We start from the raw sequence: 13,136 nt of genomic DNA on the forward strand, positions 1-13,136 counted from the left end.
GCGGAGTTGGCGAGCTTCCACGGCGAGCACCAAGTTTTCGCCATCGTGACGCCAAGCGATTCGGCAAGTGACGCGGTGTACGTTCATACGCCCAACCCCAACGGCACGCCGTTTCCAGTCGAGCCGTTCGGCGAGCGAGTTTGGAGCCTTCCCCCACTGCTGGCGGGGCGGCTCGACATGCGCAGGTATCAGGTGTTTGGTGCCGGCGCAGGCGCCTCACGGACATACACCATCATGCGTAAAGTTGGAATTCACGGCGAGAAATGAACGCCGAATTTTGGGCGTCGGACTCGGCGCGGTCTGTGACCGCTTTGGATCGTTTCGAGGCCACCAGCAGCTGAACCCGCGCGTCTTCAGCCGGCCACTTCCCAGCATTGGCGAGCGACCGGTTTGGGGTGGCTCCGTTTGCCGGCGCACCGATGGAGGCAAATTGGACTTCGCACGTCCGACCTCCTGCATGTCGTCCGCTTGGCCTCGCGGCCTTGCTTTCCGGAAGAACACGGCTGTGCGTGCGCCTATGTTTCCATGCGCAGGGCGCGGAGGTTCCAGTTGACGAGCCGCGCCAGCGACGTTTGTCAACGCGCCGAATAGCCCGGTGCGTACTCCATCTCGAGAGCGACGTAACGCTCGCTCGCGGCGCCATAGCGCCGATCGATATCGGCCAGCGCATGATCGAGCGCCCCGAATGCCGGGCCTTGCCAGAGAGGCAGTTCGTCCGTCGGACGCTTGGGAGACGGGAGCGCCGGCAGCAGCCAGAGCCCGTGCGACGAGCGCACGCCCGCACTCGAGTCGGTGCGGATCGAGGCCGGACTGCGCATCGTGCGGCCGTAGGCGTCGAGGGTCAGTGCAAGAGCGAGGTCATTGACGCCGTCGGAAACCGGAATGACGAAATGATCGCGGCCTTTCAGGTACCTGTTCCCGACATAGGTCAGCACCGCCTCCGCTCCGATGCGAAATTGGTGGCTGTCGTGTTCGTCACTCCAACCCGTCGCACCCAGACGCGCCGCGGTGTGAGCGGCTGCCTCCGTGCCGCCGATGGCTTCGACCAGTGCGAGCGAGGCCGGGATGGCCGCCGAGACGCCAGCGCTCGAGATGACGTTGCCGTCCGCGACGTAGCGCGCGTCGTCGAGCCAGCGCGTGCCGGGATGTTCGCTGCGACGTCGCCTCTCTGTCGCCCAGTGCCCCGTGGCACGTCGGCCCTCGAATAGACCCGCTTTCGCGACTACCAGCGCACCGTCGCAAATGCTCATGACCGTTGCGCCTTTGGCCGATTGCACGCGCAGCCAGGCCAGGACGACGGCGTCGCCGATCTTGTCTTCGGTAAACGCGGGGACGATCACGTAGTCGGCGCCGAGCGGCGTCTCTTCATCGAAGGACGCGAGCGTCCCATGCGTCTGGATACGAAGCGATGGCCGAAGCTCCAGCACGCCCGGGCCCGTGGACAACGCCACGACGTCCGCGACACCTGAGTCGGCGATCACGCCATAGGGCACGACGAAGTCGACAAGCTCGGTGCCGGAGTTCTCACCGATCACGGCAACGATGGGACGCGTGCGCCCCAGGCGCGGCGTCCAGGGATCGATGCGCGAGATGGACGCAGCCGTCGGCGGGGCGGTTGCGGCCGGACCATCCGCGGCTTCAACCTCGTGAAGTGGCGACGCAAGGAGCGCGGCCAGGAGGCAGGGCAGAGAGAACAGGCGGACGGCGAGGGGAGGCATGGTGTGTCGTCTAGGGTGGGTGTCGGATGAACATCAGTGTGGGCAGGCCGGCCCCCGCGTGTTGGACAATCACCCCTTGATTTCTGCCAGGTTGACATTCCAATGCCCCAAGACCCGAAGGCGGCCTCGCACGAACCAAAGGAAGACGCCCTTGCGCACAAGGTGCTGATCGTCGCGTTCGCGCCTGCACAGTTGCTCGACGTGGTGGGGCCGCTGGAGGTGTTCGCCGGCGCCAACGGCGTCGCGGCTCGTGCCGGACGAGCGCCGCCCTACGCGATCGAAGTCGCCGCGCCGCAGGCGGGCCCACTGGCCACCACATCCGGCGTGCCTCTCCTCGCGACCGCGCTTTCCGCCCGGCGCTCGCGCTCGCCCGACACCTTGCTTTTATCCGGCGGCCCCGGCGCGCGCGCGGCCGTCGCGGATCCGGCCCTGGTACACCGCCTCGCCGTGCTCGCCGAGCGCACCCCGCGGGTCGGTTCGATCTGCACCGGGGCCTACACCCTGGCCGCCACGGGCCTGCTGGACGGCCGCCGCGCGACGACTCATTGGGCGCACTTCGAGGATTTCGCGGCGCTCTTTCCTCGCGTGGAGATCGACCGCGAGGCCCTGTTCGTGGCCGACGGGAAGTACCACACCTCGGCGGGGATCTCAGCCGGCATCGACTCCGCGCTGGCGCTGGTCGAGAGCGACCTCGGGCGCGCGATCGCGCTCGAAGTGGCGCAGGCCCTGGTCGTCTACCTGAAACGACCGGGAGGTCAGTCGCAGTTCAGCGTCCGGTTGGCCGACGGAGCCGCTGCCGATGGATCCGAGCAGATCGCTTCCCTGGTGCGCTGGATGGCGGCGCATCCGCGAGGCGACCTGTCGGTCGAGGCGTTGGCCGAGCGCATGGCCATGAGCGGTCGCACCTTCGCTCGGCACTTCGCCGCGGTCATGCGGACTTCCCCGGCGAAGTACGTGCAGGCGCTGCGCATCGACATCGCGCGTCGGATGCTCACGGGCAGTGACCACTCGATCGAGCGAGTCGCACAACATAGTGGCTTCGTCTCCGCGGAGGCGATGCGAACGGCTTTCCAGCATCAACTCGATGTTTCGCCATCCGAGTTCCGCAGGAGGTTTCGAAGCGTTACGGGCTGAAGTGGCTGCAGAGAGCACTACTTCGCAGCTCGTGAGAGCAGACGCTCAACAGAGCTTGGTCGAGGAGTGCCACGAGCCTCAGCTGCGTCAAGTGCCTTTGCGGTTCGCCGGGCTGTCGTAGGCACCTTGCAACGACTGCTTCGTCGCAACGAGCGGGCGCTCGACGATCCCGATCGACCGGCAGCAAGCGCTTCTTTGCCAACGAAGGACTTGTTGGGAAGATTGGTGGGAAGAATCCGATCAATCAAGCTCCAGCCAGCAAACGGCCTCCCAGTAGGAGTAGGGCGCCGAAATGCCGAGTTGTGCTGTGGAGCGGGTTCGATTTCCATCCCTCGCAGCTTCACAGATCAAGACGGTGCAAATTCTTGCCGGCCGCGTCACCGTGGACCGGAGGCGTCAGAACGTCTTTACGCCGTCTTGATGCGCTGCACCCCAATCTATATACCGATTTGATGCGCTGATCCCTACGCTCCTGGACATCCGAATCACCTTCGTGAGGAGTCCATGGACCTTCTGTTTCTGGGAGCCGTCGCCCTGATGTTCATTGCCATCGTCGGCATGGCCATCGGCTGCGACAAGTTGGGAGCACGCACATGAGCTGGCTGTATGGGCTCGCCGGCCTGGCATCGCTGGGCCTGCTCGTGTACCTCGTCTTTGCATTGCTGAAGGCGGAGGACTTCTGATGAACTCGCAAGCCTGGATTCTTCTGGTGGCCTTCCTGGCCATCCTCGCGCTGCTCTCCTGGCCGCTCGGCACGTGGTTGGTGGCGGTGGCTGATGGCCGCTTCCCGCGCTGGTTCGCGCCGTTCGTGAAGGCCGAACACGGCCTGTATCGAATCGCCGGTGTCGATGCTGCCAGCGGCATGGGCTGGCGCCACTACGCCATCGCGCTGGTGGTGTTCAACCTGCTCGGCGTGCTGGCCGTCTATGCACTGCAGCGCCTGCAAGGCGTGCTGCCCTTCAACCCGCAGGCGATGGCCGCGGTCAGCGCCGACTCGTCGTTCAACACCGCGATCAGCTTCGTCAGCAACACCAACTGGCAAGGCTACGCCGGCGAGTCGACGATGAGCTACCTGACGCAGATGCTCGCGCTGACGGTGCAGAACTTCTTCTCGGCCGCCACTGGCATCGTCGTCGTGATCGCGCTGGTGCGCGGCTTCGCGGCCCGCTCGTCGGCGTCGATCGGCAACTTCTGGGTCGACATCACGCGCGTCACCGCCTATGTGCTGTTGCCGCTGTCGCTGCTGTTCGCGCTCTTCCTGGTCGGCCAGGGCGTGATCCAGAACGTCGACGCCTACAAGGACGTGAACACGCTGGAAACCACGAGCTACCAGCTGCCGAAGAACGGTCCCGATGGCCAGCCGCTGAAGGATGCCAAGGGCAACCCGGTGATGGAAGACCTGAAGACCGACAAGCAGACGCTGGCCATGGGCCCGGTCGCGTCGCAAGAGGCGATCAAGATGCTCGGCACCAACGGTGGCGGCTTCTTCAACGCCAACTCGGCGCACCCGTACGAGAACCCGACGCCGCTGAGCAACCTGCTGCAGATGCTGGCCATCTTCCTGATCCCGGCCGCGCTGGTGTTCATGTTCGGCCGCATGGTCGGCGACATGCGCCAGGGCTGGGCGGTGCTGGCCGCGATGACGGCGATCTTCGTCGTCTCGGTGGTCGTCGTCACCGCGCAGGAACAGCAGGCCAATCCGCTGCTCGCGCAGCTCGGCGTCGACCAGGTCGCCAGCGCCACGCAGCCAGGCGGCAACATGGAGGGCAAGGAGGCCCGCTTCGGCATCGCCGCCACCGGCCTGTTCGCCGCGATCACCACCGCCGCCTCGTGCGGCGCGGTGAACGCGATGCATGACTCGTTCACGCCGCTGGGCGGCATGGTGCCGCTGGTGCTGATGCAACTCGGCGAGGTCGTCTTCGGCGGCGTCGGCACCGGGCTGTACAGCATGCTGATCTTCGCGATCCTCGCGGTGTTCATCGCCGGGCTGATGATTGGCCGCACGCCGGAGTACCTGGGCAAGAAGATCGAGACCTACGAGATGAAGATGACTTCGATCGCGATCCTGGTCACGCCGATCCTGGTGCTGGCCGGTGCCGCCATCGCGGTGCTGGCCGACGCCGGCAAGGCGGGCATCGCGAACCCGGGCGCGCACGGCTTCTCGGAGATCCTCTACGCGCTCACGTCGGCCGCCAACAACAACGGCAGCGCCTTCGCGGGCCTGTCGGCGAACACACCGTTCTACAACACGCTGCTGGCTGTCGCGATGTGGTTCGGTCGCTTCGGCGTGATCGTGCCGGTGCTGGCGATCGCCGGTTCGCTGGCCGCGAAGAAGCGCCTGGCCGTCACGGCCGGCACGCTGCCGACGCACGGCCCGCTGTTCGTCACCCTGCTGATCGGCAGCGTGCTGCTGGTCGGCCTGCTCAACTACGTGCCGGCGCTGGCCCTCGGGCCGGTGGTCGAGCACCTGATGTTGTGGGCGCCGAAGTAAGGCGCCAACAGGAAACCATCATGACAACCGTCAAGAATTTTTCGATGTTCGACCCGGCGCTCGTGAAGCCGGCCATCGCCTCTGCATTCGGCAAGCTCGACCCGCGCGTGCAGTGGCGCAACCCGGTGATGTTCGTCGTCTACGTCGGCAGCATCATCACGACGCTGCTGTGGGTGCAGGCGCTCGGTGGCAAGGGTGAGGCGCCGCAAGGCTTCATCCTGGCCGTGACCCTGTGGCTCTGGTTCACCGTGCTGTTCGCCAACTTCGCCGAGGCGCTGGCCGAAGGCCGCAGCAAGGCCCAGGCCTCGTCGCTGCGCGGCATGAAGCGCAAGACGATCGCGAAGAAGCTGGAGCAGCCGCGCCATGGCTCCTCGTGGCACCCGATGGAGGCAGACGAGCTGCGCAAGGGCGCGGTCGTGCTGGTCGAGGCGGGCGACACGATCCCGCTCGACGGCGAGGTGATCGAAGGCGTGGCCTCGGTCGACGAGAGCGCGATCACCGGCGAATCGGCACCGGTGATCCGCGAATCGGGCGGCGACTTCGCGTCGGTCACCGGCGGCACCCGCGTGCTGTCCGACTGGCTGGTGGTGCGCATCAGCGTGAACCCTGGCGAATCCTTCCTCGACCGCATGATCGCGATGGTCGAGGGCGCCAAGCGCCAGAAGACGCCGAACGAGATCGCGCTGACGATCCTGCTGGTGGCGCTGACCATCGTGTTCCTGGTCGTCACGGTCACGCTGCTGCCGTTCTCGATCTTCAGCGTCGACGCGATGAAGCTGGGCACGCCGGTCACCATCACGACGCTGATCGCGCTGCTGGTATGCCTGATCCCCACCACCATCGGCGCGCTGCTGTCGGCGATCGGCGTGGCCGGCATGAGCCGCATGATGGGCGCCAACGTGATCGCCACCTCGGGCCGCGCGGTCGAGGCGGCCGGCGACGTCGACGTGCTGCTGCTCGACAAGACCGGCACCATCACGCTCGGCAACCGCCAGGCCTCGGCTTTCGTGCCCGCCAAGGGCGCGACCGAGCAGGTGCTGGCCGACGTGGCGCAGTTCGCATCGATGGCGGATGAAACGCCGGAAGGCCGCAGCATCACCGTGCTGGCCAAGCAGAAGTTCAACCTGCGTGAGCGCGACCTGACGAGCCACAAGGTGGCGTTCGTCGCGTTCACGGCGCAAACACGCATGAGCGGCGTCGACATCGACAACGGCGACGGCACGCAGCGCCAGCTGCGCAAGGGCGCCGGCGAGGCGATCCGCAAGCACGTCGAGTCGCTCGGCGGCAGCTTCCCGGCCGACGTGCAGGCCGCCGCCGACGAGGTGGCCCGCAGGGGCAGCACGCCGCTGGTGGTCGCCGACGGTGCCCGCGTGCTCGGCGTCGTCGAGCTGAAGGACATCGTCAAGGGCGGCATCAAGGAGCGTTTCGCCGAGCTGCGCCGCATGGGCATCAAGACGGTGATGATCACCGGCGACAACCGCCTGACCGCGGCGGCCATCGCGGCCGAGGCCGGCGTCGACGACTTCCTGGCCGAGGCCACGCCCGAGGCCAAGCTGAAGATGATCCGCGACCACCAGGCCGACGGCCGTCTGGTCGCGATGACCGGCGACGGCACCAACGATGCGCCGGCGCTGGCGCAGGCCGACGTGGCGGTGGCGATGAACACCGGCACGCAGGCCGCGAAGGAAGCCGGCAACATGGTCGACCTCGACAGCAACCCGACCAAGCTGCTGGAGATCGTCGAGACCGGCAAGCAGCTGCTGATGACGCGCGGCTCGCTGACAACCTTCTCGATCGCCAACGACGTGGCCAAGTACTTCGCGATCATCCCGGCCGCGTTCGCGAGCACCTACCCGCAGCTCGCCGCGCTGGACGTGATGCGGCTCACCAGCCCTTCGTCGGCCATCCTGTCGGCGGTGATCTTCAACGCGATCGTCATCGTGTTCCTGATCCCGCTGGCGTTGAAGGGCGTCAAGTACCGCGCGATCGGCGCGGCGGCGCTGCTGCGCCGCAACGTCCTCATCTACGGGCTGGGCGGCCTGGTCGTGCCGTTCATCGGCATCAAGCTGATCGACCTGCTGCTGTCCGCCGTGCATCTCGTTTGAAGGATCCGACATCATGACCTCCGCTGTTTCATCCCTCCTTCGCCCGGCCCTCGTCACCTTCGCGGTGCTGACCGCGCTGACCGGTGCCGCCTACCCGCTCGTCGTGACCGGCATCGGCCGGGCCGTCTTCCCGGAAGAGGCCGCCGGCAGCCTGATCACGCGCGACGGCAAGCCGGTCGGCTCCTCGCTGATCGGCCAGAACTTCAGCGACCCGAAGTACATCTGGGGCCGTCCGTCGGCCACCGCGCCGATGCCGAACAACGCGACCGCCTCCAGCGGCTCCAACCAGGGGCCGTTGAACCCGGCGCTGGTCGACGCGGTCAAGGGCCGCATCGAGGCGCTGCGCGCCGCCGACCCCGGCAACACCGCGCCGGTGCCGGTGGACCTCGTCACCGCCTCAGCCAGCGGGCTCGACCCTGAGCTGAGCGTGGCCGGAGCGTTGTTCCAGGCCGCACGGGTCGCGAAGGCACGGAACCTGTCGCCCAAGCAGGTGCAGGACCTGATCGCGCAGCACACCGAGGGACAATGGCTCGGCTTCCTCGGCGAGCCGCGCGTCAACGTGCTGCGCCTGAACCTGGCGCTCGATGCGATACCCTCCTGACCGCAGTCCGTCATGACCGACAACCAGCGCCCCGACCCCGACGCCTTGCTGGCGCAGATCCACGCGGACGAGCAGCGGGAGGGCCGCGGTCGCTTGCGGATCTACTTCGGTTCGTCCGCCGGCGTCGGCAAGACCTGTGCGATGCTGGTAGCGGCTCGCAAGCTGCTGGCAGATGGGGTGGACGTGGTGGCCGGGGTCGTCGAGACCCATGGTCGCGGCGACACCGCCGCGCAGCTCGAAGGCCTGCCGGTGCTGCCTGCGGTGCAGATCGAGTACCGGGGCAGGCGCCTGGCCGAGTTCGACCTCGATGAGGCGCTGGCGCGCAAGCCGGGGCTCATCCTTGTCGACGAGCTGGCGCATTCGAACGTCGCCGGCTCGCGTCACCCGAAGCGCTGGCAGGACGTCGACGAACTGCTGGCCGCTGGAATCGACGTCTACAGCACGCTGAACGTGCAGCACCTGGAGAGCCTGAACGACGTGGTCGGCGGCATCACCGGCATCGTGGTGCACGAGACGCTGCCCGACACCTTCTTCGACCGCGCCGACGAGATCGTGATGGTCGACACGCCGGCCGACGAACTGATCGAGCGGCTGAAGGCCGGCAAGGTCTACCTGCCGGCTCAAGCCGAGCGTGCCGCGAAGAACTTCTTCCGCAAGGGCAACCTGATGGCGCTGCGCGAGCTGGCGCTGCGCCGCACCGCCGATCGCGTGGAAGACGACGTGCAGGCGTACCGCAGCGACCGGTCGATCGGGCAGGTGTGGAAGACCGAAGGCGCCTTGCTTTGCTGCATCGGGCCGCAGCCCGGCGCCGAACACGTGGTGCGCAGCACCGCGCGGCTGGCGCAACAGCTGGCCGTGACCTGGCATGCGGTGTATGTCGAGACGCCAGCGTTGCAGCGGCTGCCGGGCCATCGGCGCGAGGCCATCCTGCAGACCGTGAAGCTGGCGCAGGAGCTGGGCGCGAGCACGGCGGTGTTGCCGGCCCAGGACGTCGCCGCGGCGCTGGTCGAGCACGCCCGGGCGAACAACCTGTCGAAGCTGGTGCTCGGCTCCGGCGCCGAAGGGCGCTGGGCGCCCTGGTGGCCGCGGCGCACGCTGGGCCAGGCGATCTCGCGCATCGCACCGGACATCGATCGCCTCGAAGTGGGGCAATCACGGCGCTCGCGGCCACCAGCGACAACGGAGAGGGAAGCCGGCGCCGAGCCGGCCACCGCCGCGGCCGCACACCTGCGTCGCTACGCGCTCGCGCTCGCTGCCTGTGCCGGCACCACGGCGTTCACCCACCTGCTGGTGCCGTACTTCGCGCTGGCCAACATCGTGATGGTGTTCCTGCTGTCGGTCGTCTGCGTGGCCGTGTGGCTGGGCCGCGGGCCGGCGGTGCTGGCGGCATTCCTCAACGTCGCGGCCTTCGACTACTTCTTCGTGGCGCCGCGCCTGTCGTTCGCCGTCTCCGACGTGCAGTACCTGCTGACCTTCGCCGTGATGCTGATCGTCGGCCTGGTGACCGGGCAGCTGACGGCCGGTCTGCGGTTCCAGGCTCGGGTGGCCACGCACCGCGAGGCACGCTCGCGCTCGCTGTTCGAGGCGGCACGCGACCTGTCCAACACGCTGACGCAGGCGCACGTGGTCGAGGTTGCCCAGGCGGTGATTGCGCGCGAGTTTCGGGCTCAGGTGGCGATCTACGTGCTGGACATGGGCGATCGGCTGCAATCGCCCACCGATGGCTCCGGGTTGGACCTGGGCACCGCGCAATGGGCGCTCGACCACCACCAGGTCGCCGGCCTGGGCACCGATACGCTGGCCGGCAGCGCCTGGCTGTACATGCCTTTGAAGGCGCCGATGCGCTCGCGTGGCGTGCTGGCGATCCAGCCGACCGAGCCGCGCTTCCTGCTGATCCCCGAGCAGCGACAGCAGCTGGAAACCTTTGCGGTGCTGACGGCGATGGCGCTGGAGCGCGTGCACTACATCGAGGTGGCGCAGGGCGCGACGGTGCAGATGGAATCCGAGCGCCTGCGCAACTCGCTGCTGTCCGCGCTGTCGCATGACCTGCGCACGCCGTTGGCGGCGCTGGTCGGGTCGGCGCAGTTGCTGGCGACCAGCCAGCCGCCGCTCTCGTCGCGGCAGCAGGAGCTGGCCGAGGGCCTCAGCGAGAAGGCGCTGCGCATGGCCGACATGGTGACCAACCTGCTCGACATGGCGCGCATCCAGAGCGGCGAGATCCGCCTGCGGATCGAATGGCAATCGGTCGAGGAGATCATCGGCGGTTCGGTCCAGGCGGCACACGGATCGCTGGGGTCGAGGGCCCTGGCCATCCACATCGATCCCGGTGTGTCGCTGGTCGAGTGCGACGCCGTGCTGATCGAGCGCGTGCTCGTCAACCTGCTGGAGAACGTCGGCAAGTACACGCCGCGCGACACGCCGGTCGAGATCCTCGCGCAGGCACATGACGACGAACTGCGCATCAGCGTGCGCGACCATGGGCCGGGCGTTCCGGCGGGGCAGGAAGACATGATCTTCGAGAAGTTCACCCGCGGTCAGGCGGAATCCGCGACGCCCGGCGTGGGCCTCGGCCTGGCGATCTGCCGGGCGATCGTCGAAGCGCACCGTGGCCGCATCCGCGTCGAGCCGACCCGGCCTCACGGTGCGACCTTCATCTTCACGCTGCCCTTGGGAACGCCTCCGACGGTCGACCTGGCCGAGGAGGGCGCTTGAACACGCCCACCGCCCAGGTGCTCGAGGACGAGCCGAAGATCCGCCAGTTCGTGCGAAGCTCGCTCGAAGCCCAGGTCTTTCTGGATCTCACCGCGGTACCCGCCGTAGAGATCGACTTCGACCGAGCCGTCGACGCCGTTGTAGATCCCTCGGTACAACAATGAACGACAACGGAAACCGCCAAGGCCTTGGCCTGCTGACGCTCGGGGCATTGGGTGTCGTCTACGGCGACATCGGCACCAGCCCGCTGTACACGATGAAGGAGGTGTTCCACCCCGCCAACGGCGTGCCGCTGGACGCGCCGGACATCATCGGTGCGGTGTCGGTGATCTTCTGGGCGCTGATGGTGGTGGTCACGCTGAAGTACGTGATCCTGATCCTGCGTGCCGACAACCGCGGCGAGGGCGGCATCATGGCGCTGACCGCGCTTGCGGCCGGCGGGACGCCGACGCGCCGCACCTTGCTGCTGCTGACCGGCGTGCTGGGTGCCGCGCTGTTCTATGGCGACAGCGTGATCACGCCGGCCATCTCGGTGCTGGGCGCGGTCGAAGGGCTGGAGGCGATCACGCCCACCTTGAAGCCCTACGTTCTGCCCATCTCGATCACCATCATCGTTGCGCTGTTCATGGCCCAGCGTTTCGGCACCGAGGCGGTCGGCAAGCTCTTCGGTCCGATCATCAGCGTGTGGTTCTTCGTGCTCGCCCTCGTGGGTGTGCTGCAGATCGTGCAGCAGCCGGGCATCCTGGCGGCGCTGAACCCGTTGGAGGCCGTCGCGTTCCTGCATGCGCGTGGTTGGCACCTGTTCCTCGTGATGGGCTCGATCGTGCTGGCGTTGACCGGTGCCGAGGCGCTGTACGCCGACATGGGGCACTTCGGGGCGCGCCCGATACGCATCGCGTGGACGGGATTCGTGCTGCCGTCACTCGCGCTCAACTACATGGGGCAGGGGGCCTTGCTGATGCGCGATCCGTCGGCGCTGGAGAGTCCGTTCTACCGGCTGTTCCCGCAGGCCTGGCTGATCCCGGCGGTGCTGCTGGCCACCGCGGCCTCGGTGATCGCGTCGCAAGCCGTGATCTCGGGGGCGTACTCGATGACCAAACAGGCGATCCAACTCGGGCTGCTGCCGCGCATGCGCGTGCTGAACACCTCGGAGAAAGAGGCGGGGCAGATCTACGTTCCGACGGTGAACTGGACGGTGATGGTGGCCGTTCTTCTCGCCACCGTGGGCTTCGGCAGCTCGTCGGCACTGGCGTCCGCCTATGGCATCGCCGTCACGGTGACGATGTTCATCACGACGCTTCTGACCTTCTTCGTGGTTCGCTACGTCTGGCGGTATTCGCTGGCGATCGCGGTGGCCGCGACGTCCGCCTTCCTGGTGGTCGACGCGGTGCTGGTGATCTCGTGTTCGCTGAAGATCCTGCAGGGCGGCTGGTTCCCTCTGGTGATGGGGGCGGCGATCTTCGCCGTGATGGCGACATGGAAGCGCGGTCGTGAGTTGCTGATCGAGCACATCCGCCGCGACGACCCGGAGCTGATGCCTTTCATCACCGCGTTGGCGCAGGATGACATGGCGCACCGCACGCCGCGCACCGCGGTCTATGCGGTGGCCAACCCCGACACGGTGCCGCAGGCGTTGATGCACAACCTGAAGCACTACCAGGTGCTGCATGAACAGAACGTGATCCTGACGGTGAAGTTCGAAGAAGTGCCGCGCATCAGCGATGCCGAGCGTATCGAGCTGACGCCGCTGGTCGAAGGCTTCTGGCGGGTGCAGGTGAGCTATGGGTTCATGGACCAGCCGGACATCCCGCGCGCCCTGGCCCACTGTTCACTGCAGGGGCTGTCGATCGAGCCGGGTGCGACCTCGTACTTCCTGAGCCGCGAGATCGTCGTCCCGACAAAGGGAGCGGGCATGGCGCACTGGCGCGAGGCGCTGTTCGCGGCGATGTCGCGCAACGCCGGCAGCGTGGCCGACTTCTTCAAGCTGCCGCACAACTGCGTCGTCGAGCTGGGTACGCGGGTGCAGATCTAGCACCCTGTGCAGCGCAACTTGACGCTCTGATGGGTGCCGTGCCGGCGATCGGGGGGCTTCGCACTGCCGCACGGCGTTTCGCGCCGGCCGCCCCCGTGAGGGACGTGACGGGCCGAGCATGGCAGACACCACAACACCGCTGGCCAGCCTGAAGGAGATCCCGATGAGCGTAGGCGTCATGTCGCCGATGTCCCACTTCGGACCCATGGGTCATTGCGGCTCGATGGGCCACATGGGGTCCTGAGAGCGGCGGCATGAATTCCGGCATCACGCAGGGCGGCGGCATCGGCGGGCCGAACGGCAACATGGCCGACGACAACGGCAACGGCTATGGCATCGCCCA

10 protein-coding genes are annotated in these 13,136 nt (G+C 67.3%); 9 read left to right on the plus strand and 1 reads right to left on the minus strand.

Annotated features, from left to right (window positions below; translation table 11 throughout):
* A partial coding sequence (locus tag ACXJLU_RS30160) for a hypothetical protein (RefSeq protein WP_457337388.1) occupies nucleotides 1-267 on the plus strand: 267 nt, incomplete at its 5' end.
* Between the two features lie 308 nt (nucleotides 268-575).
* Here the strand turns inward: ACXJLU_RS30160 and ACXJLU_RS30165 are convergent.
* Complete coding sequence (locus ACXJLU_RS30165; RefSeq protein WP_457337390.1) at nucleotides 576-1,718, minus strand: DJ-1/PfpI family protein; 1,143 nt, start codon at nucleotides 1,716-1,718, stop codon at nucleotides 576-578.
* A 102-nt stretch (nucleotides 1,719-1,820) separates the two neighbouring features.
* Between ACXJLU_RS30165 and ACXJLU_RS30170 the strand changes: the two genes are divergently transcribed.
* The 8 genes from ACXJLU_RS30170 (at nucleotide 1,821) to ACXJLU_RS30205 (ending at nucleotide 12,793) form a co-directional block, all read left to right on the plus strand.
* Nucleotides 1,821-2,852: a GlxA family transcriptional regulator gene (locus tag ACXJLU_RS30170; RefSeq protein ID WP_457337392.1), complete on the plus strand. Its 1,032-nt coding sequence runs from the start codon at nucleotides 1,821-1,823 to the stop codon at nucleotides 2,850-2,852.
* A 593-nt stretch (nucleotides 2,853-3,445) separates the two neighbouring features.
* On the plus strand, nucleotides 3,446-3,535 hold the full coding sequence (kdpF, locus tag ACXJLU_RS30175) for a K(+)-transporting ATPase subunit F (RefSeq protein WP_073468658.1): 90 nt from the start codon (nucleotides 3,446-3,448) through the stop codon (nucleotides 3,533-3,535).
* Entirely contained in the window at nucleotides 3,535-5,343 is a 1,809-nt protein-coding gene (kdpA, locus tag ACXJLU_RS30180; protein WP_457337394.1) for a potassium-transporting ATPase subunit KdpA, read from the plus strand. Before kdpF ends, kdpA begins: the two co-directional genes overlap by 1 nt.
* 20 nt (nucleotides 5,344-5,363) lie before the next feature.
* Nucleotides 5,364-7,448, plus strand: coding sequence for a potassium-transporting ATPase subunit KdpB (kdpB, locus tag ACXJLU_RS30185; RefSeq protein ID WP_457337396.1), 2,085 nt, complete (start codon nucleotides 5,364-5,366; stop codon nucleotides 7,446-7,448).
* Between the two features lie 13 nt (nucleotides 7,449-7,461).
* Nucleotides 7,462-8,049 (plus strand): potassium-transporting ATPase subunit KdpC, encoded by a 588-nt coding sequence (gene kdpC, locus ACXJLU_RS30190; RefSeq protein ID WP_457337398.1) that lies wholly within the window; start codon nucleotides 7,462-7,464, stop codon nucleotides 8,047-8,049.
* A 12-nt stretch (nucleotides 8,050-8,061) separates the two neighbouring features.
* On the plus strand, nucleotides 8,062-10,761 hold the full coding sequence (locus ACXJLU_RS30195; protein WP_457337400.1) for a DUF4118 domain-containing protein: 2,700 nt from the start codon (nucleotides 8,062-8,064) through the stop codon (nucleotides 10,759-10,761).
* Nucleotides 10,758-10,925 carry a hypothetical protein gene (locus tag ACXJLU_RS30200; protein WP_457337402.1) on the plus strand — a complete coding sequence of 56 codons (168 nt, stop codon included), beginning with the start codon at nucleotides 10,758-10,760 and terminating at the stop codon, nucleotides 10,923-10,925. Before ACXJLU_RS30195 ends, ACXJLU_RS30200 begins: the two co-directional genes overlap by 4 nt.
* Nucleotides 10,922-12,793, plus strand: coding sequence for a potassium transporter Kup (locus ACXJLU_RS30205; protein ID WP_457337404.1), 1,872 nt, complete (start codon nucleotides 10,922-10,924; stop codon nucleotides 12,791-12,793). The genes ACXJLU_RS30200 and ACXJLU_RS30205 overlap by 4 nt, the downstream gene beginning before the upstream one ends.
* The last annotated feature ends 343 nt before the right edge of the window (nucleotides 12,794-13,136 follow it).

This window comes from Rhizobacter sp. P5_C2, assembly GCF_054049715.1.

What these genes read in the sequence shown, in the direction of transcription:
- ACXJLU_RS30165 (WP_457337390.1), bottom strand. Translation starts at nt 1,718, where the DNA reads ATGCCTCCCCTCGCCGTCCGCCTGTTCTCTCTGCCCTGCCTCCTGGCC.
- ACXJLU_RS30170 (WP_457337392.1), top strand. Translation starts at nt 1,821, where the DNA reads ATGCCCCAAGACCCGAAGGCGGCCTCGCACGAACCAAAGGAAGACGCC.
- kdpF (WP_073468658.1), top strand. Translation starts at nt 3,446, where the DNA reads ATGAGCTGGCTGTATGGGCTCGCCGGCCTGGCATCGCTGGGCCTGCTC.
- kdpA (WP_457337394.1), top strand. Translation starts at nt 3,535, where the DNA reads ATGAACTCGCAAGCCTGGATTCTTCTGGTGGCCTTCCTGGCCATCCTC.
- kdpB (WP_457337396.1), top strand. Translation starts at nt 5,364, where the DNA reads ATGACAACCGTCAAGAATTTTTCGATGTTCGACCCGGCGCTCGTGAAG.
- kdpC (WP_457337398.1), top strand. Translation starts at nt 7,462, where the DNA reads ATGACCTCCGCTGTTTCATCCCTCCTTCGCCCGGCCCTCGTCACCTTC.
- ACXJLU_RS30195 (WP_457337400.1), top strand. Translation starts at nt 8,062, where the DNA reads ATGACCGACAACCAGCGCCCCGACCCCGACGCCTTGCTGGCGCAGATC.
- ACXJLU_RS30205 (WP_457337404.1), top strand. Translation starts at nt 10,922, where the DNA reads ATGAACGACAACGGAAACCGCCAAGGCCTTGGCCTGCTGACGCTCGGG.